The 21,525-nt window shown below is 72.7% G+C and carries 28 protein-coding genes; 15 read left to right on the top strand and 13 right to left on the bottom strand.

Going from position 1 to position 21,525, the window contains the following annotated elements:
* The coding region (locus A6R01_RS01110; RefSeq protein WP_292602599.1) for a sigma-70 family RNA polymerase sigma factor at positions 1 to 936 on the bottom strand (936 nt) is incomplete at its 3' end.
* A 205-nt stretch (positions 937 to 1,141) separates the two neighbouring features.
* On the opposite strand from A6R01_RS01110, the gene A6R01_RS01105 reads away from it, so the two are divergent.
* From A6R01_RS01105 to rsrA, 6 genes are all read left to right on the top strand, one after another.
* On the top strand, positions 1,142 to 1,783 hold the full coding sequence (locus A6R01_RS01105; protein ID WP_292602596.1) for a hypothetical protein: 642 nt from the start codon (positions 1,142 to 1,144) through the stop codon (positions 1,781 to 1,783).
* 150 nt (positions 1,784 to 1,933) lie between these two features.
* Positions 1,934 to 3,310 carry an HNH endonuclease gene (locus A6R01_RS01100; protein ID WP_292602593.1) on the top strand — a complete coding sequence of 459 codons (1,377 nt, stop codon included), beginning with the start codon at positions 1,934 to 1,936 and terminating at the stop codon, positions 3,308 to 3,310.
* 33 nt (positions 3,311 to 3,343) lie between these two features.
* Entirely contained in the window at positions 3,344 to 4,093 is a 750-nt protein-coding gene (locus A6R01_RS01095) for an SOS response-associated peptidase (protein WP_292602590.1), read from the top strand.
* Positions 4,090 to 4,587 carry an alpha/beta family hydrolase gene (locus tag A6R01_RS01090; protein WP_292602587.1) on the top strand — a complete coding sequence of 166 codons (498 nt, stop codon included), beginning with the start codon at positions 4,090 to 4,092 and terminating at the stop codon, positions 4,585 to 4,587. The genes A6R01_RS01095 and A6R01_RS01090 overlap by 4 nt, the downstream gene beginning before the upstream one ends.
* A 126-nt stretch (positions 4,588 to 4,713) precedes the next feature.
* The gene (locus tag A6R01_RS01085; RefSeq protein WP_292602585.1) at positions 4,714 to 5,352 is read left to right on the top strand and encodes a sigma-70 family RNA polymerase sigma factor; all 639 of its coding nucleotides are present in this window, start codon (positions 4,714 to 4,716) and stop codon (positions 5,350 to 5,352) included.
* Entirely contained in the window at positions 5,352 to 5,636 is a 285-nt protein-coding gene (gene rsrA, locus A6R01_RS01080) for a mycothiol system anti-sigma-R factor (protein ID WP_292602582.1), read from the top strand. The genes A6R01_RS01085 and rsrA overlap by 1 nt, the downstream gene beginning before the upstream one ends.
* Before the next feature lie 91 nt (positions 5,637 to 5,727).
* Here the strand turns inward: rsrA and A6R01_RS01075 are convergent, their stop codons facing one another.
* Genes A6R01_RS01075 through A6R01_RS01055 form a run of 5 tightly spaced genes read right to left on the bottom strand, consistent with a single transcriptional unit; the run spans position 5,728 to position 9,374 of the window.
* Positions 5,728 to 5,859 (bottom strand): hypothetical protein, encoded by a 132-nt coding sequence (locus tag A6R01_RS01075; protein WP_292602579.1) that lies wholly within the window; start codon positions 5,857 to 5,859, stop codon positions 5,728 to 5,730.
* A gap of 41 nt (positions 5,860 to 5,900) precedes the next feature.
* Positions 5,901 to 6,308, bottom strand: a complete 408-nt coding sequence (locus A6R01_RS01070) for a hotdog domain-containing protein (protein WP_292602576.1) — start codon at positions 6,306 to 6,308, stop codon at positions 5,901 to 5,903.
* Positions 6,305 to 6,811, bottom strand: coding sequence for a GNAT family N-acetyltransferase (locus A6R01_RS01065; protein ID WP_292602573.1), 507 nt, complete (start codon positions 6,809 to 6,811; stop codon positions 6,305 to 6,307). The genes A6R01_RS01070 and A6R01_RS01065 overlap by 4 nt, the downstream gene beginning before the upstream one ends.
* Before the next feature lie 10 nt (positions 6,812 to 6,821).
* On the bottom strand, positions 6,822 to 8,471 hold the full coding sequence (locus tag A6R01_RS01060) for an acetolactate synthase (RefSeq protein WP_292602570.1): 1,650 nt from the start codon (positions 8,469 to 8,471) through the stop codon (positions 6,822 to 6,824).
* 42 nt (positions 8,472 to 8,513) lie between these two features.
* Complete coding sequence (locus A6R01_RS01055) at positions 8,514 to 9,374, bottom strand: DUF2785 domain-containing protein (RefSeq protein WP_292602567.1); 861 nt, start codon at positions 9,372 to 9,374, stop codon at positions 8,514 to 8,516.
* A 57-nt stretch (positions 9,375 to 9,431) separates the two neighbouring features.
* Between A6R01_RS01055 and A6R01_RS01050 the strand changes: the two genes are divergently transcribed.
* Positions 9,432 to 10,943 carry a sensor histidine kinase gene (locus A6R01_RS01050; protein WP_292602564.1) on the top strand — a complete coding sequence of 504 codons (1,512 nt, stop codon included), beginning with the start codon at positions 9,432 to 9,434 and terminating at the stop codon, positions 10,941 to 10,943.
* Between the two features lie 21 nt (positions 10,944 to 10,964).
* Here the strand turns inward: A6R01_RS01050 and A6R01_RS01045 are convergent, their stop codons facing one another.
* Positions 10,965 to 11,216, bottom strand: coding sequence for a WhiB family transcriptional regulator (locus A6R01_RS01045; RefSeq protein ID WP_179530535.1), 252 nt, complete (start codon positions 11,214 to 11,216; stop codon positions 10,965 to 10,967).
* Positions 11,217 to 11,515: 299 nt separating this feature from the next.
* Between A6R01_RS01045 and A6R01_RS01040 the strand changes: the two genes are divergently transcribed.
* The gene (locus tag A6R01_RS01040) at positions 11,516 to 11,956 is read left to right on the top strand and encodes a hypothetical protein (RefSeq protein ID WP_292602561.1); all 441 of its coding nucleotides are present in this window, start codon (positions 11,516 to 11,518) and stop codon (positions 11,954 to 11,956) included.
* Between the two features lie 36 nt (positions 11,957 to 11,992).
* On the opposite strand, the gene A6R01_RS01035 is transcribed toward A6R01_RS01040, so the two are convergent.
* The 3 genes from A6R01_RS01035 to sodN all read right to left on the bottom strand — a co-directional run bounded on the left by A6R01_RS01035 (position 11,993) and on the right by sodN (position 13,774).
* Positions 11,993 to 12,868 (bottom strand): RNA polymerase sigma factor SigF, encoded by an 876-nt coding sequence (locus A6R01_RS01035; protein ID WP_366925084.1) that lies wholly within the window; start codon positions 12,866 to 12,868, stop codon positions 11,993 to 11,995.
* Between the two features lie 2 nt (positions 12,869 to 12,870).
* Positions 12,871 to 13,284 carry an anti-sigma factor gene (locus A6R01_RS01030; RefSeq protein ID WP_292602559.1) on the bottom strand — a complete coding sequence of 138 codons (414 nt, stop codon included), beginning with the start codon at positions 13,282 to 13,284 and terminating at the stop codon, positions 12,871 to 12,873.
* Between the two features lie 88 nt (positions 13,285 to 13,372).
* The gene (gene sodN / locus A6R01_RS01025; RefSeq protein WP_292602557.1) at positions 13,373 to 13,774 is read right to left on the bottom strand and encodes a superoxide dismutase, Ni; all 402 of its coding nucleotides are present in this window, start codon (positions 13,772 to 13,774) and stop codon (positions 13,373 to 13,375) included.
* 51 nt (positions 13,775 to 13,825) lie between these two features.
* Here sodN and A6R01_RS01020 point away from each other — a divergent pair, with 51 nt between their 5' ends.
* From A6R01_RS01020 to A6R01_RS01005, 4 genes are all read left to right on the top strand, one after another.
* On the top strand, positions 13,826 to 14,218 hold the full coding sequence (locus A6R01_RS01020; protein WP_292602555.1) for a S26 family signal peptidase: 393 nt from the start codon (positions 13,826 to 13,828) through the stop codon (positions 14,216 to 14,218).
* A 152-nt stretch (positions 14,219 to 14,370) separates the two neighbouring features.
* Positions 14,371 to 15,483, top strand: coding sequence for an NADP-dependent malic enzyme (locus A6R01_RS01015; RefSeq protein ID WP_292602608.1), 1,113 nt, complete (start codon positions 14,371 to 14,373; stop codon positions 15,481 to 15,483).
* 24 nt (positions 15,484 to 15,507) lie between these two features.
* Entirely contained in the window at positions 15,508 to 16,476 is a 969-nt protein-coding gene (locus A6R01_RS01010; protein WP_292602552.1) for a zinc-binding dehydrogenase, read from the top strand.
* The gene (locus A6R01_RS01005) at positions 16,473 to 17,150 is read left to right on the top strand and encodes an SDR family oxidoreductase (RefSeq protein WP_292602549.1); all 678 of its coding nucleotides are present in this window, start codon (positions 16,473 to 16,475) and stop codon (positions 17,148 to 17,150) included. Before A6R01_RS01010 ends, A6R01_RS01005 begins: the two co-directional genes overlap by 4 nt.
* Here the strand turns inward: A6R01_RS01005 and A6R01_RS01000 are convergent.
* Positions 17,147 to 17,797: a TetR family transcriptional regulator gene (locus A6R01_RS01000; RefSeq protein WP_292602546.1), complete on the bottom strand. Its 651-nt coding sequence runs from the start codon at positions 17,795 to 17,797 to the stop codon at positions 17,147 to 17,149. The genes A6R01_RS01005 and A6R01_RS01000 overlap by 4 nt on opposite strands.
* A gap of 157 nt (positions 17,798 to 17,954) precedes the next feature.
* Between A6R01_RS01000 and A6R01_RS00995 the strand changes: the two genes are divergently transcribed.
* The 3 genes from A6R01_RS00995 to A6R01_RS00985 all read left to right on the top strand — a co-directional run bounded on the left by A6R01_RS00995 (position 17,955) and on the right by A6R01_RS00985 (position 20,613).
* Positions 17,955 to 19,052, top strand: a complete 1,098-nt coding sequence (locus A6R01_RS00995) for a ferredoxin reductase (RefSeq protein WP_292602543.1) — start codon at positions 17,955 to 17,957, stop codon at positions 19,050 to 19,052.
* Positions 19,053 to 19,133: 81 nt separating this feature from the next.
* On the top strand, positions 19,134 to 20,300 hold the full coding sequence (locus A6R01_RS00990) for an acyl-CoA desaturase (protein WP_292602540.1): 1,167 nt from the start codon (positions 19,134 to 19,136) through the stop codon (positions 20,298 to 20,300).
* A 70-nt stretch (positions 20,301 to 20,370) separates the two neighbouring features.
* Positions 20,371 to 20,613, top strand: a complete 243-nt coding sequence (locus tag A6R01_RS00985) for a hypothetical protein (protein WP_292602537.1) — start codon at positions 20,371 to 20,373, stop codon at positions 20,611 to 20,613.
* Here A6R01_RS00985 and A6R01_RS00980 read toward each other — a convergent pair.
* Complete coding sequence (locus tag A6R01_RS00980) at positions 20,610 to 21,257, bottom strand: acetoacetate decarboxylase family protein (protein WP_292602534.1); 648 nt, start codon at positions 21,255 to 21,257, stop codon at positions 20,610 to 20,612. The genes A6R01_RS00985 and A6R01_RS00980 overlap by 4 nt on opposite strands.
* 80 nt (positions 21,258 to 21,337) lie before the next feature.
* On the bottom strand, positions 21,338 to 21,514 hold the full coding sequence (locus A6R01_RS00975) for a DUF6104 family protein (protein ID WP_179530548.1): 177 nt from the start codon (positions 21,512 to 21,514) through the stop codon (positions 21,338 to 21,340).
* Between the last annotated feature and the right edge of the window lie 11 nt (positions 21,515 to 21,525).

The raw sequence follows: 21,525 nt of genomic DNA, 5'->3' as shown, positions 1-21,525 counted from the left end.
GCCCCCGACGACGGCGGTGGCCACGCCGGCCGCCGCGGTCGCGGGGAGGTTGGCCAGGGCGAGGTCGCGAGCGCGGCCCGGCAGTGCCAGCAGCCACCCGCCCCACCCGAGGCCCGCGGTCGTCGCCGTCGTGGCTGCGAGCGCCCCGGAGCCGACGTACCCCGCGGCGGCGCCACCGAGCAGCAGCGGCGCCAGCAGCGCGCCCATGCCGCTGTTGACCTCGGCGAGCTCGAGGTAGATGCCGGTGCAGCGGCGGCAGCCCTCGAGGTGGTCCTCGACCTTGGTGCTGTCGCGTCGTGAGGAGTTGCCGCGGACGTAGCCGCCGAGCATGGACTGCGTCCGACGGCAGTCGGGGTCCTCGGTGCGGGTGGCGTGGGCGGCGAGGAACGCCTCGCGCAGGCCCTCGCGGGCGCGATAGGCGAGGGCCGCCACGGAGTTCGGGCTGATGCCGAGCAGCGGGGCGACGTCGGCGGGCTTGGCGCCCTCGACCTCGGTGTGCCACAGCACCAGCTGCCACCGCTCGGGCAGCGAGGCGAACGCCTCGGCCGCGGCCTCGTTGTCGAAGCCGGCTACGGCGCTGTCGTGGAACGGCACGCCCGCGTCGTACGCCGCGATGTCGTCGGTGGCCTGCACCCGCGAGGTGACGCGGGTGCGGTCGACGTACAGGCGCCGCACCGAGGTCAGCAGGTACGCGCGGAAGGCCTCGTCGGGGCCGCCGCCGCGCTCCAGCACCTCCATCACCTTCGCGAACGCGTCGGAGACCAGGTCCTCGGCGTCGCCGCTGCCGCGGGTGAGCTGCAGCGCCAGGCGGCGGGCGGAGTCCTGGTGGCGCGCGAAGAGCTCGCCGTACGACTCCAGGTCGCCGGCGCGCACTGCGTCGATGAGGTCGGCGTCGGAGCGATCCAGGACCGTCCCGGGCGCCTGGGTGGCGCTCACACCCCTATCAACGCACGAGTGGGCAGAACAGCACGCCGGAACGGTCGGAGAAATTCTTCCGGCGATTTCTGCAGAACCGCGTCATGACCGCAGCGCGGCCTCGTCCCCTCCCCGAAGAACCCGCCATGGATGGCGGCGGCCGACGTCCCGGAACACCTGGACAGCGCCGGCGTGCACGACCGGAGCAGACGATGAGGAGGACCGGATGGGAAGGCTGGCAGACCTGCTGCGCCGCCCGGCACCGGGCCCCACGTCGCTCGAGCACGCACGGGACGTCGGTCGTCGCCTGGCGCGGGACGGTGCGAGCGTGGGAGAGGCGTTGCGCACCCTGCGGGCCGAGGCGCAGGCGCGGGGTCGGGAGCCCCGGCCCGAGGAGGTGGAGGCCCTCGTGGAGGGATGGGCCGACACCACCCTCGGGCACCTGCACCGGCTCACCTGCGAGGACCCGCTCACGGGCCTCGCGACCACGGCCCACCTGCGGACCAGGGTGGCCGAGCAGCGGCGCGCGGGGGTCGACCTCGCGCAGGCCCATGCCCTGGTCGTCGTGTCGCCGGGCGGTACGGAGGGAGACCGCCCAGCGCACGACTCCGACTCGCTCAGGACGGCGTTGTGGGGCGCCGCCCTGGGCGAGCGGGTGCGAGTGGTCTTCGGGGGCGAGACCATCGCGCACACCGCCTCGGGACGGGTCGTCGTGCTCGCGCACAAGGACCGTCGGCTCGAGGGCCTGGTGGCCCTGCTGCGGCGCCTGCTGCTCGAGGACGGGTACGACGTCACCACCCGCGTGCACCCGCTCCCGGAGGGGGAGCTGGAGCTCGTGCTGCTCCTCGAGCGGCTCGACGGCGCGTAGCTGGTGGCTCGACGCAAGAAGAGCGCGGCTCGCCTACGAGGCCAACGAGGCAGTCGCTCCCAGACGTCAGCTGCTCCGCGGAGCGAGAACCCGCAACCGAGATGTCCCAAGACCCTTGTTTCGAACACATGTTCGAACTAGAATCCACACATGATCCCGGCTCCCAGCACCCCTGATCTGCTGAGTCAGGTGCGGGCGCTCGCGGAGTCGGTCGAGGCGCTGGATGCGGCGGTCCGCGACCGTGCCGCGGTGGAGGCGTTGGATGCCTTGGAGTCCTTGAAGAACGCGTGCGCGGGGGCGCAGGCGCGACTCTCTGTGGCGTTGAGGTCCGCGCGGGTCGAGCAGCGTGCCGACGAACCGGCCCGGATGCGCACCCGCGGCATCGGTCACGAGGTCGCCCTGGCCCGCCGGGAGTCCCCGCACCGCGGGAAGCTGCATCTGGGCCTGGCCGCGATCGTGTGCGCCGAGCTGCCCCACACCCTGGCCGCCATGGAGGCCGGCTGGTGCAGCGAGTGGCGGGCCCTGCAGCTGGTCCAGGGGACCGCCTGCCTGACCCTGGCCGACCGCCAGGCCATCGACGAGCAGCTGATGTCGGACCCGGCCACCACGAGCGGGTGGGGCGACCAGCGGTTCCGCGGCGAGGTCGACAAGCTCGCCTACGCCGCCGACCCGAAGGCCGCGGTCGAGAAGATCGAGGCCGCCGCCGGTGACCGGCACACCAGCCTCCGCCCCGCCCCCGACGGCATGGCCCGGTTCTCCGTCCTGCTGCTGCTGGCCCAGGGCGTGCAGATCCACGCCACCCTGGTCCGTGCTGCCGACTCCGCGCGTGCCGCCGGTGACGACCGCACCCGTGGCCAGGTCATGTGCGACACCCTCGTGGACGCGATCAAGGCCCGACGCGAGCCGGAGAAGGGCGTGGCCCCCACGCCCGACCAGGTCGCGCCCGCGGACCCGGCCGTCCCGGTCGCGGTCCAGGTCACCGTCTCCGACGCCACCCTGCTCGGCGTCCCCGGCGAGGCCGGTGACCAGCCCGGCTGGATCTCCGCCCCCGGCGTCGCCGCGATCCCGCTGCCCGCCGACCTGGTCCGCGACCTCGTCGCCCGTTCCACGGCCGAGGGGCTGGCCACGTTGCGCCGCCTCTACGTCTCGCCCCAGACGGGTCAGCTCGTCGCCATGGACTCCCAGGCCCGCCGCTTCCCCGCCGGGCTCGCCGCGTTCCTCATCGCCCGCGACCGCACCTGCACCACCCCCTACTGCGACGCCCCCGTCCGACACCTCGACCACCTCGTGCCCCATGCCCAGGGCGGCGCAACCTCCGCCGAGAACGGCAACGGCAGGTGCGTGGCCTGCAACCAGGCCAAGGAAGCCACCGGTTGGCACGGCCAGGTCGTCCCCGGCCCACTTCGCGAGATCCGGACCACCACCCCCAGCGGCCACCATCACGTGTCCCGACCACCCGGACTCCCCGCCCCACTCCAGCCACCGAGACGTGTCGACTTCTTCTTCCCCCTCGGCATCGCCGCCTGACCATGCGCCTCGCTCGCCCCTAGGCTGACCCGCATGTGTGGTCGCTACGCCTCCAGTCGCAGGCCCGAGGACCTCGTCGAGGAGTTCGAGGTCGACCAGCCGATGCTGGAGACAGCGCTGGAGCCCGACTACAACGTGGCGCCCACCAAGGACGTGTACGCCGTGCTCGAGCGGCCGCCCAAGGGCGAGGAGCGGCCCACCGCCGAGCGCCAGCTGCGGGTGCTGCAGTGGGGGCTGGTGCCGTCGTGGGCCAAGGACCCCTCGATAGGCAACCGGATGATCAACGCCCGGGCCGAGACCGTCGCCGAGAAGCCGGCGTACAAGCGGGCCTTTGCCAAGCGTCGCTGCCTGCTGCCGGCCGACGGGTACTTCGAGTGGTACCCCACCGAGCAGCTGACCAAGGCCGGCAAGCCGCGCAAGCAGCCGTTCTTCATCCGTCCCAAGGACCAGGGGACCCTGGCGATGGCCGGGCTCTACGAGATCTGGCGTGACCCGACCCGCAACGAGGACGACCCGCACCGCTTCCGGTGGACCTGCACGGTGATCACGACCGACGCCGAGGACGACCTCGGCCACATCCACGACCGGATGCCGATGATGGTCGAGCGGGAGCGATGGGCCGACTGGCTCGACCCGACCGTCGAGGCCGGCGACCTGCTCGGGCTGCTGGCCCCCGCGGCCCCCGGCCGCCTCGAGGCGTTCCCGGTCTCCACGCTGGTGAGCAACGTGCGCAACAACGGCCCCGAGCTCGTCGAGCCGCTGCCGCTGGAGGGGGAGGCGTGAGCGCGACCGAGAAGATCGTCGAGACACCGCACGGGCCGGGGCGCCTGGTCGTCCAGCGGGCGCGCAAGGCCTCGGCGACGCTGCTGCTCAGCCACGGCGCGGGGGTCGGCATCGACACCCGCGACCTCGAGGCGCTGGCCGCCGACCTGCCGCGGCAGGGGTTCACCGTCGCCCGCTTCGAGCAGCCCTGGCGGCACGGCTGCCTCGCGCTGGCCTTCCCGCTGCACCCGCCCGGAAAGCCGGAGAAGTCGCGCCTGGCCGAGCTCGAGGGCTCCGGCGTCCCGACGCTGGTCGTGCAGGGGGAGCGGGACACGATGGGCCGACCCGAGGAGTTCCCCGACCCACTGCCCGACCACGTGCACCTCGCGGTCGTGCCCGGCGCCGACCACGGGTTCAAGGTCCCCAAGCGCGGCGACCTCACCGAGGACGACGCGATGGCGCTGCTGGTGGAGGCCACGCTGGAGTGGCTGGTGCGCGAGGTGCTGACGGACTGACCGGTGAGCTGGGGGCCGCCGGGAATGCCGGCGTACGACGGTGACGTTGTGCCCCACGTGATGGCACTGCTGGAACCCACCGACGAGCGGGTCCACCCGACCGCTCCGGGGCTAGGCTGGGACACGATGACTGACAGCCTCCTGCCGCCGGACGAGCCGGTTGACCTCGCGACCGAGTCCGACGCCGAGCGGTCCGCCCGCTTCGAGCGCGACGCGCTGCCCTTCCTCGACCAGCTCTACTCGGCGGCGATGCGGATGACCCGCAACCCCGCCGACGCCGAGGACCTGGTGCAGGAGACGTTCGCCAAGGCCTACTCCTCCTTCCACCAGTTCAAGCCGGGCACCAACCTCAAGGCCTGGCTCTACCGCATCCTGACCAACACCTTCATCAACAGCTACCGCAAGAAGCAGCGCCAGCCGCAGCAGTCGATGTCCGAGGACGTCGAGGACTGGCAGCTCGCCCGGGCGGAGTCGCACTCCTCGACGGGCCTGAAGTCCGCGGAGACCGAGGCGCTCGAGCACCTCCCCGACAGCCAGGTGAAGGACGCCCTGCAGCGCCTCCCCGAGGAGTTCCGCCTGGCGGTCTACCTCGCCGACGTCGAGGGGTTCGCCTACAAGGAGATCGCCGAGATCATGGAGACGCCGATCGGGACGGTGATGTCGCGGCTGCACCGCGGCCGCCGACAGCTGCGCGACATGCTCACCGACTACGTGCGAGCCAACGACCTGCTGCCCGCCTCGAGCCTGCCCGGGGAGGGGTCGTGATGAGCGAGCACACCCACCACCACGACCACGAGCCCAGCGCCAGCGAGTGCGCCGACTTCCTCGAGCGCATCGTCTACTTCCTCGACAACGAGCTCGACGAGGCCGACTGTGCCGTGGTGCGGATGCACCTCGACACCTGCAACCCCTGCCTGGAGAAGTACGACCTCCAGCGCACGGTGAAGTCCGTCGTGGCCCGCTCCTGCTCGGAGTCCGCCCCCGACGACCTGCGGGCCCGGGTCATGATGCGCGTCCGCGAGGTCCAGATCCGGATCTCCGAGACCTGAACCGTCACGCAGCAGCACTGACGCAAGAACCCCCGGGCCCTGTGGGCTCCGGGGGTTCGGCGCGTCTGGCGCGGAGGTTCGTCGACCTCGCTCAGGCGTTGGGGCGCTTGCCGTGGTTCGCGCCCTTCTTCTTGCGAGCGCGGCGCTTGCGACCGGTCTTGCCCATGGTGATCTCCTCGGAATAGTCGTCGGCCCGTGCACAGGCCAGCGGCCAGTCTCCCAAATGCCGTAGCCGAGATGAAATCGGGCTCTCCCGAGCGCTGCTCAGGAGCCGGTGAGCCGGCCCATGAACCGCTCGGCGTCGACGACCACCCGGGTCACCTCGCCGGTCGCCACGACCTTGCCGGGCCGCCCCTGCGGGGTGTCCGAGGCGTGCCGGGCGCTCACGGTCAACCGGTGCAGCCGTCCGTCGACGTGGGTCACCGAGGCGGAGGCCTCCACGACCGCGCCCAGCGGGCTGGGCGCCTGGTGCTCGAGCTCCACGCGGGTCCCCACGCTGGTCTCGCCCTCGCGCAGGTCCGGGGCCAGTGCAGCGCAGGTCGCGGCCTCGAGCCAGGCGAGCAGGCGCGGGGTGCCCAGGACCGGGAGGTCGCCGGACCCCACCGCCTGCGCGGTGTCGTCCTCGCCCACGGTGAAGCGCAGCGTGGCGGTCAGGTCGGTGCGGTCGGTCATGGGGTCCCTCCCAGGGTGGTGCCGAAGGCGATCAAGTGGACGTCGGGTACCGGGCTCCAGTCCCGCTCGGGCAGCCGGGTGAAGCCGTGACGGGCGTAGAGCCGGTGCGCCGCGGCCATCTCCACCAGCGAGGACAGCACGACCGCCCGTGCGTCCGCACGTCGGTAGTGGTCCAGGACGTGCTCGACCAGCGCCGCCCCCACGCCCTGGCCCTGCGCCCCCGGCGCCACCGAGAGCATCCGGAACTCGCCCTCGTCGGGTCGGGCGATCTCCCGCCACGGGGAGCCGACCGGGCAGGTCGTCACGCTGCCGAGCACCTCGGCCGGGCCGTGCCCGTCGTCGCTGACCGCGACCCACAGCTCGGCCTGCTCGGCCCGCGCGGCTGCGTCGCGTAGGCGGGCGGCGTAGGGGTCCTCAGGGCCCAGCAGGAAGGGTGAGTACGCCGCCACGGTGACCTCGCCGACGGCGGCGAGGTCGGCCGGGGCGGCCCGTCGGATCTGCACCGGCGAGCGGTCAGATGCCGAAGGTGTTGCGGGGGTAGGCCGCGTCGACGTCGGTGATGACGTTGACGAGGTAGGGCACCCCCGAGGCGAACGCGCGGTCCAGGGCCGGGCCGATCTGGCGCGGGTCGGTGACCGTCTCGCCGGCACCGCCCAGCGCCTTGACGACCTCGTCGTAGCGGGTCTGCTTCGCCAGGTCGGCCGCCACGTCGTAGCCGTAGAGCATCTGCATCGGGCCCTTCTCCAGGCCCCAGGCGGAGTTGTTGCCCATCACCATGACGACCGGCAGGCCGTGGCGGACCAGGGTGTCGACGTCGAGCAGGGAGAAGCCCGCCGCGCCGTCGCCGAGCAGCAGCACCACCTGCGCGGAGGGTCGGGCCAGACGGGCCGCGATCGCCGCGCCCAGGCCGGCGCCCAGGCAGCCGTAGGGCCCGGGGTCCAGCCAGCCGCCGGGCCGCTTGGGCTCGACGAACTTGCCGGCGAAGGACACGAAGTCGCCGCCGTCGCCGATCACGACGGCGTCGTCGGCCAGTCGCGGGACCAGCTCGCCGTAGATGCGGGCGGGGTGCACCGGGTCGGCCTCGGCGGTCAGCAGCGCGGCGTCGCGCTCGGCCGCGGCGCGCGCGGTCTCCTGCAGGGTGCTGCTCCACCCGGCGTACGACGTGCGGCCGCGGCGGTCGACCGCGGCGAGGATGCCGTCGAGGCAGGCCGTGAGGTCGCCGGCGACCGAGGCCGCCATCGTGGCGTGCCCGCTCACCTGGGCGGGGGAGTCGGCGACGTGCACGACCTTCGCCGGCTCCGCGCCATCCTTGCCGCCGAAGACGCCGTAACCGAGCCGGAAGTCCAGCGGGGTGCCGACGACGACGACCAGGTCGGCGGTGCCGAGCGCCTGGCCGCGGGCCTTGGTGGCCAGCAGCGGGTGGCCGCCGGGGACGATGCCGCGCCCCATGCCGTTGGTGATGGCCGGCACGCCCAGCTCCTCGACCAGGCGCAGCGCGGCCTCCTCGGCGCCGTCGGCCCACACGTCGGTGCCCAGGACCAGCACCGGCCGTGAGGCCCCGACCAGGAGGTCCGCGATGGTGTCCAGCGCGTCGGTGTCGGGGTCCTGGCCGCGGGAGGGGCCGCCGGGGGCCAGCTCACCGGCGGAGGCGTTGAAGAGCTCGTCCATCGGGACGTCGACGAAGACCGGGCCGCGGTGCGAGGAGCGGGCGACGGTGAAGGCCTCGTGCATGCCACCGAGCACGTCGCCTGCGGTGGGGATCGTGCGCGCGAGCTTGGAGACCGGCTCGAAGATGGGCGGCTGGTCGAGCTCCTGGAGCGACCCGGTGCCCCAACGGTTCTGCGGGGCGCGACCGCCGACGACCACCATCGGGGAGCCGGCGAACTGCGCCTGCGCCACGGCGCTCACGCCGTTGGTGACGCCGGGGCCGGCGGTCAGGACAGCCAGGCCGGGGACCCGGGTCAGCTTGCCGGTCGCCTCGGCCGCGAACGCCGCGGTCTGCTCGTGGCGCACGTCGAGCAACCGCATCGGCGGGTCGGCCTGCACCGCACCGTCGTAGAGCGGGAACACGTGGGCCCCGGACAGGGTGAACATGGTCTCCACGCCGTGGGCACGTGCCACGGCGACGGCCAGCGCACCGGCGTGGCCCTCGAGCTGCGTCATGTGGCGCACGTTACCCGGCGGTCACCTCCGGCGGGGGAGGGTTCAGTGCGCGTCGGGGGCGAGCGTCCACGGGTTGGAGCGACGCAGGGCCTCGACCAGCACCAGCAGCAGGTCGCTGCGGACCGTCGGCGGTCGCGGGCCGATCGCCAGCTGGAGGTAGAGCGCGCGCAGGAACGCCTCGGGGTTGGCCGAGCGGGAGTAGGGATCGGCGTCCTCGCCGGGCCCGTGCGTCGCGGCCGCGGCGACCCGGTTGACCCAGGGCTCGACCACCGTCATCGGCACCAGGTCCCGACGCAGCACCTGGACCACGGTGAGGGCCAGGCGGTCGGGCTCGCCGCTGGCCCACGAGGTGGTGGCGGGGCGCAGCAGCCGGTCGGCCACCACGTCGAGGAGGACGGTCAGCTCGGGGGTGTGCAGGTGGGGGGAGCAGGCCAGCGTGCCCAACGCGTCGGCACCGTGCGCCACGGCGTGCGCCCAGCCCTTGCCGGGCACGAACCCGCGCAGGTCCTCCTCGCGCAGCAGCCAGGTGGCCAGCCGGTCGCCCCATTCCAGGATCTTGCCGCCGGGCACCAGCGGGCGCTGGTTGTCACGCGCGATGCAGGCGCCGAGCACCAGGGCGGAGAAGGAGCGGCGGAAGACCGAGTCGTCGTCGGTCTCGCCCAGGCCGGTGGAGAGGCCGGCGGCCATGCCGTCCCCGAGCCCGCCGAGCAGGTCGTCGTAGACCCCGCGGGACACCCAGGTCGCCAGGGTGGGGAAGGCGGTGCCGTCGCGCAGGACCGGGTCCGGGTCGCCCAGCATCCGGGTCAGCTCAGCGGTGAGGTCCCCGAGCGGTCGGTCGGTCGGTACGGCCATGTCGTCGGCCAGCACCTGCTTCCAGTAGCTCCCCGAGACGCTCCCCGTCATGGTGCGAATCCTGCCACCCGACGACGACATCGCGAACCTCGGACCTAGGCTCGCCCCGTGACCTCGCTGACCGAGCTCGTCCGCAGCCACACCGACCTCGACGCGGCCGACGTGGCGTGGTTGCAGCTGCTGCAGGCGGACTGGCAGATCATCGCCGACCTGTCCTTCGCCGACCTGGTGCTCTGGCTCCCGGACAGGGGCGGGGCGGGCTTCTGGGCGGCGGGACAGATGCGGCCCACGACCGCCCCGACGGCGTACGTCGACGACGTCATCGGCACGTTCGTGCCCGTTGGGCGACGACCCCTGCTCGACCAGGCGCTGGAGCAGGGGCGGCTCGTGCGCGAGGGCGACCCGGAGTGGCGCGACGAGGTGCCCGTGAGGGTTGAGACGATCCCGGTCCGCCACGGAGGCCGCGTGATCGCCGTGGTCGCGCGCAACACCAACCTGCTCGGGGTCCGCACGCCCAGCCGGCTCGAGCTGTCCTACCTCCAGACCGCCGCCGACCTGACCCGGATGATCGCGGCCGGGCACTTCCCGGCCACCGGGCAGCGCAGCGACCACGCGGACTCCCCGCGGGTGGGTGACGGCTTCGTCCGCGTCGACGCGGAGGGCAAGGTGGTCTACGCCAGCCCCAACGCACAGTCGGTCTTCCGGCGGCTGGGGCTGCACGGTGACCTCGCCGGGCACCGCCTCGTCGACCTCACCCGGTCGCTGGTGCCCTCGCGACGCCGGCCCGACGAGGAGACGTTGAGCGCGGTGATGGGCGGCCGCGCCCATCGCGACACCGAGTTCTCCACCGACGGCGTGGCGCTCATCGCGCGCTCGATCCCGCTGCGCCCCGAGGGCGAGCACATCGGCGCGCTGGTCCTGGTGCGCGACGTGACCGACCTGCGCCGACGCGACCGGGAGCTGATCACCAAGGACGCGACCATCCGCGAGATCCACCACCGCGTGAAGAACAACCTGCAGACGGTCGCCGCGCTGCTGCGCCTGCAGGCCCGGCGCATCGAGGCCCCGGAGGCCAAGGCCGCGCTCGAGGAGGCCGTGCACCGGGTGGGGTCGATCGCGATCGTGCACGAGACGCTCAGTCAGGCCGTCGAGGAGGACGTCGACTTCGACGAGATCGCCGACCGGCTCTGCGGGATGGTCGCCGAGGTCACGGCGATGGCGGGGCGGGTGCGGATCCGCCGTCAGGGCTCCTTCGAGCGGCTGCCGTCGGAGACGGCGACGCCGCTGGCGATGGTCCTCACCGAGGTGCTGCAGAACGCCGTCGAGCACGGGTACGACGCGGACCGCTCGCTCCAGCACCGCTCGCCGGAGCCCGGGGACCCCGAGGGGGAGGCGTCCGGCACGATCACCGTGGAGGTGGCTCGGGGCGACGACCGGCTGGAGGTCGCGGTCGTCGACGACGGGCGTGGGCTGCCCGACGGCTTCACCCTCGACGGCTCGACCAACCTGGGCCTGTCCATCGTCCGCACGCTCGTGGAGTCCGAGCTCGGCGGGCGGCTCACGCTGGGGCCGGCCGACGGGGGCGGGACCCGCGCAGGGATCGACCTCCCCGTCGAGTGAGGCCGTGGCGCGGGTCGGGGCTCAGGCGGTGCGGACGCGGGCGCGGGAGGTGCGACGCTTCAGGGCACGCCGCTCGTCCTCGCTGAGGCCACCCCAGACCCCGTGGTCCTGGCCGGCCTCGAGAGCCCACTGCAGGCACTGCTCGCGCACGTCGCAGCGACGGCAGACCTGCTTGGCCTCCTCGATCTGGAGGATCGCGGGACCCGTGTTGCCGATCGGGAAGAAGAGTTCGGGGTCCTCGTCGAGGCAGGCGGAACGGTGGCGCCAATCCATGGCTGGGGTATCCCTCTTTCCTTCTACGTCCGGGCAAGCCAGGGGTGGCAGGGCCTGCGGCGCTGTCGCCGGGTGGTCGTGGCACGCCGGTGGGCATGCAGGAGTTGACTCAACCTCAAGCGCAGCGACCAGCGTGGCAAGGATTGGATCGCTAAACAAGCCCCTACTGCGCTAAGCATTGGTTTCCTACGTCACAACCGTGTTTCGCGGAGATGTCGCGCGGGCCGTGCTATGGCCGGTGTCCCGGCCCCGGCGACCTCCGCCGGGCGACCCGGAGCCGGCGACTAGTGTCTCCCTCCGTGGACGACGCCGCCCCGGACCCGACCGGCCAGACCGCTCCTGACGGCCAGAACCGGCCCGCCCCCCTGGTGGTGGCGGCCAGCATCGGGGCGCTGGAGGGCCTCGCACTGCTGCTGCTCGCGGTGCTGGAGGCGGCCAGCGTGGACTCCGAGCGGCTCTCGCTCGGCATCTCGACGGCGGTCTTCTTCGCCCTGACCGGTGGCGCGGTGCTGGGCTGCTCGTGGGGGCTGCTGCGGCTGTCCGGGTGGGCGCGGGGCCCGCTGCTCCTGGCCCAGCTGATCGCGCTGGGCCTGGCCTGGAACCTCAAGGACGCACCGCTGGTCGCACTGGTCCTGGTCGGCTCGGCGCTGGTGGCGTTGGCCGGGATGCTCCACCCCGACACGATGCGGGCGCTGGGGACCCTCCCCGACGACCGGCCCCAGGACGACCGCCGGGGCTAGTGCGGGCTACCCCGGGCTATACCTGGGTTACCCGGGCTACTCCGCGTTCTGCAGGGAGGCCCGCAGCTGCTCCAGGGTGCGGTTGAGCAGCCGGGAGACGTGCATCTGGGAGACGCCGATCTCCTCGGCGATCTGGCTCTGGGTCATGTTCTTGAAGAAGCGCAGCAGCAGGATCTTCTTCTCGCGCGCGCCGAGCTGGTCGAGCAGGGGCTTGATCGACTCGCGCACCTCGACGTGCTCGAGCCCGGCGTCGACCTCGCCGAGCGCGTCGAGCATGGACGCCGCGCCGTCGTCGGAGTCGTCGGAGGCGTCCAGGGAGAGCGTGGAGTAGGCGTTGGAGGACTCGATGCCCTCCACGATCTCCTCGACCGTGCAGCCGATGTGGCCCGCGAGCTCGGCGGCCGTGGGGGAGCGACCCAGGGACTGGGTCAGCTCGGCGGTCGCGGTGCCGATCTGCATGCGCAGCTCCTGCAACCGGCGGGGGACCCTGATGGCCCAGCCCTTGTCGCGGAAGTAGCGCTTGATCTCGCCGATGATGGTGGGCGTGGCGTAGGTCGAGAACTCCACGCCGCGGCCGGTGTCGAAGCGGTCGACGCTCTTGATCAGTCCGATCGTGCCGACCTGGACGAGGTCCTCGAAGGGCTCGCCGCGGTTGCGGAAGCGTCGGGCGCAGTGCTCGACCAGGGGCAGGTGGAGGCGGACCAGGGCGTCGCGGGCGGCCTCGCGGCTGGCGGCGGAGGCGCCCTCGTCGAGGAAGTCGGCGAACAGCTCGGCGCTGCGTCGGCGGGTCTCCTCGATGCTCTGCCGGCGCACGTCCGCGGCCTCGGTGGCCTCGGGCGGGTCCGGGACGTCGGGAAGGGCGACGTCGGGCAGCGGGGTGGCCGGGGTGTCCGGGCCGGGGGCCGCGGACACGATCACGCGCCCGTGGCGGCGTCGGGGGTCATCACGAGGGTGACGACCAGCTCGCCCTCGGCGGTGCTGACGGTGGCGCTGCTGGCCAGGGTGGTCAGCACCTGCCAGGCGAAGGAGTCGTGGTCCGGAGGGGAGGGTTGCGAGGCGCCGACGGCCACCGAGACGGTGAGCCGGCCCGGCGCGAGCACGAAGCGACCGGTGAGGTCGGTGCCCGGGTCGGCCTCCGGCAGCACCATCGCGCAGGCCTCGCCGACCGCCATCCGGAGGTCCTCGATGTCGTCGATGGTGAAGTCGAGCCGGGCCGCGAGCCCGGCGGTGAGGGTGCGGAGCACGGACACGTAGGCGCCGTCCGCGGGCAGGCGCAGCTCGACGTCGGGACGTGCGCCCGACGGGTCGGTGTGACCGGGCAGTGTCATGCAGCAGTCCTCAGGGGGTGCGGTGGGATGCGGAGGAAGGGTGGTCGGCCGGCCCGGTGGGGCCGGCCGACCGGTCGCGTGGCGCGACTCAGGCCTTCTTGGTCTCCCAGAAGATCTCGGCGATCTCGTCGATCTTGGCCAGCAGCTGGTCGGCGACCTCGGCGTCCATCGTGCCCTTGGTGCCGGAGGCGCCGGCGAGCTTGGTGGCCTCGTTCACCAGCGTGTGCAGCTGGGGGTACTTCTCGAAGTGCGGCGGCTTGAAGTAGTCGGTCCACAGCACCCACAGGTGGTGCTTGACCAGCTCCGAGCGCTGCTCCTTGATCAGGACCGCGCGGGTCTTGAAGTCGGGGTCGTCGCTGTCATTGGCCTTGGCGATGATCGCCTTGACCGACTCCGCCTCGATGCGGGCCTGGGCGGGGTCGTAGACACCGCACGGCAGGTCGCAGTGGGCCGAGACCTCGATCGTGGGGGCGAACAGCTTCGCGAACATGCGGATCCTCTCGTCGGGTCGTCCGTGTCGAACGCTTGGGACACTACTCTCGTGCACCCACCCTGGCGACGACGACCACCCTCCTGGGCCTCCTGGGCCTCCTGGGCCTCCTGGGCACGACTCGGCTCGGCCCGGCGTCTGGGGCTGGCCCGGGTCCGCGGCGCGTCGATGGCCCCGACCCTCCTCCCGGGGGACCTGCTGGTGGTCGTGCACGGCCGCCCGCCCGTGGCCGGCGACGTGGTGGTCGGGGAGCTGGCCGACGGGACGGTCGCGGTGAAGCGGGCCGTCGAGCGGCGTACGACGGCGAGCGGTGCGGCGGGGTGGTGGCTGCTCAGCGACGACCCGGCGGTCGGCGTGGACTCCCGGCACCGCGGTCCGGTGCCGGAGGAGAGGGTGCGGGCCGTGGTCGTGGGCAGGCTGTGGCCGCGACCCCGGCGGCTGTGATCCATCGCACCCCGAGACGGCCCCCAGGGGGGTCCTGCTGCTGTGCCAGACTGCCCGCCGTGTCCGAGTCGCCGAACACCCCGCAGCCCTTCCGTGCAGCCCACCACCCGCACGAGGGTGACCCCGTCTTCGACCTCCACGTCGGCGGCAAGATGGGGATCTCCTCCACGCCGCTGACCGGCAAGGAGGACCTCTCGCTCGCCTACACCCCCGGTGTGGCGCTGGTCTGCGAGGCCATCGCGGCCGACCCGTCGATGACCCAGCACTACACCTGGGTGCCCAACACCGTCGCCGTGGTCACCGACGGCACCGCCGTCCTCGGCCTGGGCGACATCGGCCCGGCCGCCGCGATGCCGGTCATGGAGGGCAAGGCGGTGCTGTTCAAGCAGTTCGGCGGCGTCGACGGCGTCCCGATCTGCCTCGACACCACCGACACCGACGAGATCATCGAGACCGTCGCGCGGATGGCGCCGAGCTTCGGCGGCATCAACCTCGAGGACATCTCTGCGCCGCGCTGCTTCGAGATCGAGGACCGGCTCAAGGAGCGCCTCGACATCCCGGTCTTCCACGACGACCAGCACGGCACCGCCGTCGTCGCGCTGGCAGCGCTGCAGAACGCGCTCAAGCTCACCGGCCGCGAGTACGCCACCACCCGCGTGGTGATCTCCGGTGCCGGTGCCGCCGGCGTGGCGATCGCCAAGATCCTCATCGAGGCCGGCATCGAGGACATCGCGGTCACCGACCGCAAGGGGGTCGTGCACTCCGGTCGCGACGACCTGACGCCGGTCAAGAAGGCGCTGGCCGAGATCACCGCCGACCGCACGGGACGCTCGGGCACGCTCGCCGAGGCGCTGGACGGCGCCGACGTCTACCTCGGCGTCTCCGGCGGCACCATCCCCGAGGAGGACGTCGCCCGGATGGCCCCGGAGGCGATCATCTTCGCGATGGCCAACCCCACCCCCGAGGTGCACCCCGACATCGCCCACAAGTACGCCCGGATCGTGGCCACGGGTCGCTCGGACTTCCCCAACCAGATCAACAACGTGCTGGCCTTCCCCGGCATCTTCCGCGGCGCCTTCGACGTCCACGCCACCGCGATCACCGAGGGCATGAAGCTCGCGGCCGCCACCGCGCTGGCCGAGCTGGTCGGCGAGGACCTGCGCGAGGACTACGTCATCCCCGGCCCGTTCGACCCGCGCGTGCCCGGCGCCGTCTCCTCGGCCGTGGCCGAGGCGGCGCGGGCCGACGGGGTGGCGCGGCGTTGATCGAGCCTCGGTAGCGTCGCTCCCATGTTCGCCGTCTACGCCGACTCCTTCTCCGCCGACGACCCGCTCTCCGCGCTGCGCGTGGGGGAGCGGCCCGACCCGGTGGCCCCCGACGGGTGGACCACGGTCACCGTCCAGGCGGCCTCGCTCAACCACCACGACGTGTGGTCGCTCAAGGGCGTCGGGCTGAAGGAGGAGTCGCTGCCGATGATCCTTGGCTGCGACGCCGCGGGCTACGACGAGGACGGCCGCGAGGTCGTCGTGCACGCCGTCGTCAGCGACCCGTCGTGGACCGGCGACGAGACCTTGGACCCGCGGCGGTCGCTGCTGTCGGAGCGCCACCAGGGCACCTTCGCCGACAAGGTCGTCGTGCCGCGCCGCAACGTGGTGCCCAAGCCGGCCTCGATGTCCTTCGAGGAGGCCGCCTGCCTGCCGACCGCGTGGCTGACGGCGTACCGCATGCTCTTCACGCGGGGCGGCCTCAAGGCCGGCGACACCGTGCTCGTGCAGGGCGCGGGCGGCGGCGTCGCCACCGCCTGCATCATCCTGGGGCGTGCGGCCGGGCTGAAGGTGCTGGCCACCAGCCGCGATGAGGCCAAGCGGGCCCGGGCGCTGGAGATCGGTGCCCACGAGGTCTTCGAGTCGGGCGCGCGCCTGCCGGTCAAGGTCGACGCGGTCATGGAGACCGTCGGCCGGGCCACGTGGTCCCACTCGATCCGCTCGCTGCGCCCCGGAGGCGCCATCGTCATCTCCGGCACCACCTCGGGCCCGAAGCTCGACGACGCCGAGCTCACCAGGATCTTCTTCCTCCAGCTCTCGGTCGTGGGCTCGACCATGGGCACCCGCGACGAGCTGGCCTCGCTGGTCTCGCTGCTGGACGCCACCGGCGCCCGCCCGCTCGTCGACAGGACACTGCCGATGGAGAAGGCCGCCGACGGCTTCGCCGCGATGGTCGAGGGCGACGTGTTCGGCAAGATCGTCCTGGCCCGGTGACCCGCACGCACCTGCTGACCGGCGCCGGCTCGGGCATCGGCGAGCTGCTCGCCGGCGCCCTGCTCGAGCGCGGTGACGAGGTGCTCGTCGTCGCACGCAGCGCGCAGCGGGCCGAGGAGATGGCCGCCGTGCTTCCCGGCGCCCGGCCGCTCGTCGCCGACCTCGCGTCGCCGGGCGACGCCGAGGCGCTGGACCTGCCGGAGCGGCTCGACTCGGTGGTGCACGCGGCCGGCGTCGTGGAGCTCGGCGCGGTCGCCGACCTGTCGGTGCAGGCCTGGACCGAGCAGCTCCAGGTCAACCTGGTGGCGCCGGCGGTGCTCACGCGGGTCGCCCTGCCGGCGCTGCGAGCGGCCCGGGGCACGGTGGTCCTGGTCAACTCCGGCGCCGGGCTGTTCGCCCACCCGCAGTGGTCGGCGTACGCCGCGTCCAAGCACGGCCTGCGTGCCTTCGCCGACTCCCTGCGCGGCGAGGAGGCCCCGCACGGTGTCCGGGTGAGCTCGGTCTACCCGGGTCGGACGGCCACGCCCATGCAGGAGAAGGTGCACGCCCAGGAGGGCAAGGAGTACGACGCCGCGGACTGGGTCCAGCCCTCGACCGTCGTCGAGGCGATCCTGCACGTCCTCGACCTGCCTGGGGACGCCACGATCCCCGACCTGACCGTCAAGCCGCGCTAGTCGCCGGCCCGGGAGCGCCACTGCAGCGCCCCGATGATGACCATGCGCAGCTGGGTGCGGGCGGTGGCGGCGATCTGCTCCTCCATCGCCGGGCGCCCGGCGGCGGCGATGAGGGACTCCGCGGTGGAGACCATCGCGTGCACGATGAGGTTGGACAGGATCCGCAGGTCCTCGCCGCTCCACGCGTCGGTGCCCGGGATCCGGGCGAGGTCGGTGGCCAGCTCGCGCTCGCACAGGTCGATCTCGTGCCGGATCGCGTCGCGCACGGCCGGCGGCCCGGCGGTGCGCTCGCGGGCGATGAAGGCGAAGTGCGCACGCTGCCGGGCCACGTGCTCGACCAGGATCTCGACCGAGCGGTCGACGATGACCGCGAAGGAACCGGAGAAGTCGCGGTCCATCCGGCGCACGTCGCGCAGCATGGCGCGCAGCGAGGCGAAGGACTCGTCGACCAGGGTCATGCCGAGGGACTCGATCGACTCGAAGTGCCGGTAGAAGCCGGTGGGCACGATGCCGACGCGTCCGGCGACCTGGCGCAGGGAGAGGGCGACGAGGCTGGAGTCCTCGCACAGCTCGAGGGCCGCGTCGAGGATCGCGCGTCGGGTGCGCTCCTTGCGCTCGAGTCGGCTCTCGGGGCGGGTCTCGCTCACCGGCCCAGCGTATCGGTCCGGCAGTTCGTCCTGTCAGTGCACGTGTGTCCACGCTCACGGGGTGGGGTGGTCGGCGTCACCGGCGTGGTTCTTGACCTTCGCAAGAGGACTCCCGCAACATTGAGTGCACGGACGTTCACCCACGACAGGAGATGTCATGAGCTTCGCCGGCACCATCCTCCGCTCCCGCGCGGTCGCCGCACTCACCTCCCCGCACGGCGTGGACCGCTACCTCGAGCAGATCAACCCGATGTGGGCGGCGAACGAGGTCCGCGCCCGCGTCCTCTCGGTCCACCGCGAGACCGGCGGTGAGCACCCGGTCGCCACGATCACCCTCCAGCCGACGAGCACCTGGCGCGGTCACCGTGCCGGGCAGTACGTCCAGGTCGGCGTCGACCTGCCGGGCAGCCGCCGCACCACCCGCTGCTTCACGATCTCCTCGGCCGCCTCGCTGCCGGGGGAGACCATCACGATCACCGTCCGCGCGCAGGGCGAGGCCCGTCCCGGCCAGTCGGTCTCGCGCTGGCTGGTCGAGCGCGCCCAGCCCGGCGACATCGTCCACCTCTCGCAGGCCGAGGGCGACTTCGTGCTCGAGGAGAGCCCGGCCACCCCCACCAACAACCACCTGCTCTTCCTCACCGGCGGCTCGGGCATCACCCCGGCCATGGCGATCCTGCGCACCCTGCTGCGCGACGGGTACGACGGTCGCGCCGGCCGCCGCGTCACCTTCCTGCACTACGCCCGCTCGGCCGAGGACCAGATCTTCGCCGACGAGCTGGCCGGGATCGCCGCGGCCGACAACGACGTCGACGTCGTGCTGCGCCACGGCAGCGTGTTCAGCGAGTTCGAGCTGCGTCGCCTCGTGCCGGCGTACGCCGAGACCGACACGTGGGCCTGCGGCCCGGGCCCGATGCTGGACCTGGTCCGCGAGGCGTACGCCGACTCGACCCGCCTGCGCACCGAGCTGTTCAACGTGGCCAGCGTGGTGCCCTCGGGTGCCGCCGAGGGCGACGTCGCCTTCTCCCGGGCGGGCAGGCAGGCCGCCAACACCGGTGCCACTCTGCTGGAGCAGGCCGAGGCGCTCGGTCTGCGCCCGACCTCCGGCTGCCGGATGGGCATCTGCTTCTCCTGCACCGCCACCAAGTCCAGCGGCACCGTCCGCAACGTCCTCACCGGCGAGGAGTCCTCGCTGCCCGACGAGGAGGTCCGTGTCTGCGTCTCGGCCCCCGTCGGTGACTGCGTCGTCGACCTCTGACGCCGAGACGTCACTCGCGCACGCTCCACCCGTCACTCCCGCACGCTCCGCCCTCGCCCCTCCGATCGAAGGGAACACCTGATGACCACCACCCAGGCAGCACCCACCACCGGCCCCACCACCGGCCCCGTCTCCAGCAAGGTCCCGCTCACGCCCGAGCAGCTCAAGGCGTTCGGCGAGGAGATGGACGCGATCCGCCAGCGCGTCCTGGCCGACCTCGGCGAGGCCGACGCGGAGTACATCCGCAAGGTAGTGAAGTACCAGCGCGGCCTCGAGGTCGCCGGCCGCGCGATGTTCTACCTGCCCCCCGCCTGGCCGCTGGCCGTCGCCGCGCTCTCGCTGTCGAAGATCCTCGACAACATGGAGATCGGCCACAACGTCATGCACGGCCAGTACGACTGGATGGGCGACCCGGGCCTGAACTCGCGGATGTTCGACTGGGACACCGTGTGCCCCGGTGAGCAGTGGAAGTACTCCCACAACTACATCCACCACACCTTCACCAACATCCTGGGCAAGGACCGCGACATCGGCTACGGCATCCTGCGGATGGACGAGGACCAGAAGTGGCGGCCCTACTACCTGGGCAACCCGGTCTACGCGTTCCTGCTGATGGTGCTGTTCGAGTGGGGCGTGGCCCTGCACGACCTCGAGGTCGAGAACATCGTGTCCGGCAAGCGCAAGCTCGAGGACAACAAGCCGCTCTACCCCGGGCTGATGCGCAAGATCCGCCGCCAGGCGCTCAAGGACTACCTGCTCTTCCCGGCACTGACCGGCCCGCTGTTCCCGCTGACCTTCGCGGGCAACGCGGTCGCCAACCTGGTGCGCAACGTGTGGGCGTTCAACATCATCTTCTGCGGCCACTTCCCGGCCGGGGTCGAGACGTTCACCGAGGAGGAGTGCCGCGACGGTGAGGACGGTCAGGAGACCAGGGGGCACTGGTACTACCGCCAGGTCCTCGGCTCGGCCAACATCTCCGGCGGCCCGCTCTTCCACGTCATGAGCGGCAACCTGTCCCACCAGATCGAGCACCACCTCTTCCCCGACCTGCCGGCGCGCCGCTACCCCGAGGTCGCCGAGGAGGTCAAGGAGATCTGCCAGCGCTACGGGCTGCCCTACAACACCGGCCCGCTGCACAAGCAGGTCGGCAGCGTGTTCGCCAAGATCTGCCGCCTCGCGCTCCCCGGCCGTCGTACGCCGAAGGCGACCCCGGCCGCGGGCTCCGACGTGGCCGCGGCGGCCGCCTGACCCGCCGCCGGATCCAGCCCGTGAGGCACGACACCTGGCCCGCCGCCCCGCGGCGGGCCAGACTGTCCCCATGACCAGCGGCCCCACCGGCAAGGACCGGATCAGCAAGGCGGAGATCGGCAAGGACGCGGTGCAGAGCACCGTCGAGGCGACCGCCCACACCGTCGGTGAGGTCGCCGGCATCCTCACCTCCGCGGTCAAGGACGTCGCCGGCGCGATCGGCGGCCTGGCCACCGAGGTGTTCGAGATCCGCGACGCCGCGAAGCGGGCCGCCGAGCAGCAGGAGCCGCCGGCGCCCGAGGAGCTGGACTAGCCGAAGGTCATCCGGAAGCCGGTCTGGCGGAACGACGCCAACCGGCGGGCTCCGGCCAGCCAGCCCAGCGGCCCGTCCGGGGCGATCTCCCAGGCCGAGCGGCACGGTGCGGCCTTCGCGGACCCGGTGAGCGTGGCTGTGACGGGGTCGACGTGGTCGTCGATGGGCGGCTGCCAGGTGGCGCCCTTGAAGCGCACCCGGGGCACGGCGTGCGAGGCGTCGGTGAAGCGGGCCCGGACCACGGGTCGTCCCTCCACGTCCACCGACCACGACGTGCGCTCGCGCACGGTCCCGCGCTCGCTGGTGCGGCGGAAGTCGGCGAGCTCCTTCGGAATCGCCCACAGCCCCCGACCGCCGGCCACCGAGGCGGGGGAGTCGACCCAGATGTCGGTGATCGACACCGCCCTGACGGGGGCCTTCACGACCCGCGCCACCAGCAGCTCGGAGTAGGTGAGGGGGCTGGGCTCCTCGTAGGACACCAGCGCGACGCCGTACACACCGCGCGGGCGCAGGGCGTCCACGTCGTGCCCGACCCGAAACAGCGACAACCACAGCTGGCCGTCCATCGTCCACGGCGCGGGCGGGTACGTCGGGGTGTCGGCGTCGGGGCTGCCGACGTCGGGGGACTGGTCGAGCGAGGTCATGCCCAGCACCCTAGAGCGAGAGGGCCCGTGACGAGAACAGGTTCTCGTCACGGGCCCTCTCGTCGTACGACGGTGTGGACTCAGTCCTCCGGGTCGTCGAGCCTCGCCAGCCACGTCGCGAGGCGCTCCACGGCCGACTCGTGCTCGGGGTGGACGTCGGTGAACGCCTGGAGCTGCTCGGCGAGCCAGCCCAGGGTGACCTCCTCGTCACCCCGGCGCGAGACCAGCTCCTCGATGCCGCGGTCGGTGAAGTACATCAGCGTCCCCG

It is taken from the genome of Nocardioides sp. REDSEA-S30_B4 (genome assembly GCF_001627265.1).
Classification (GTDB): domain Bacteria; phylum Actinomycetota; class Actinomycetes; order Propionibacteriales; family Nocardioidaceae; genus Nocardioides.
This window is presented reverse-complemented; position numbering and strand designations above follow the sequence as displayed.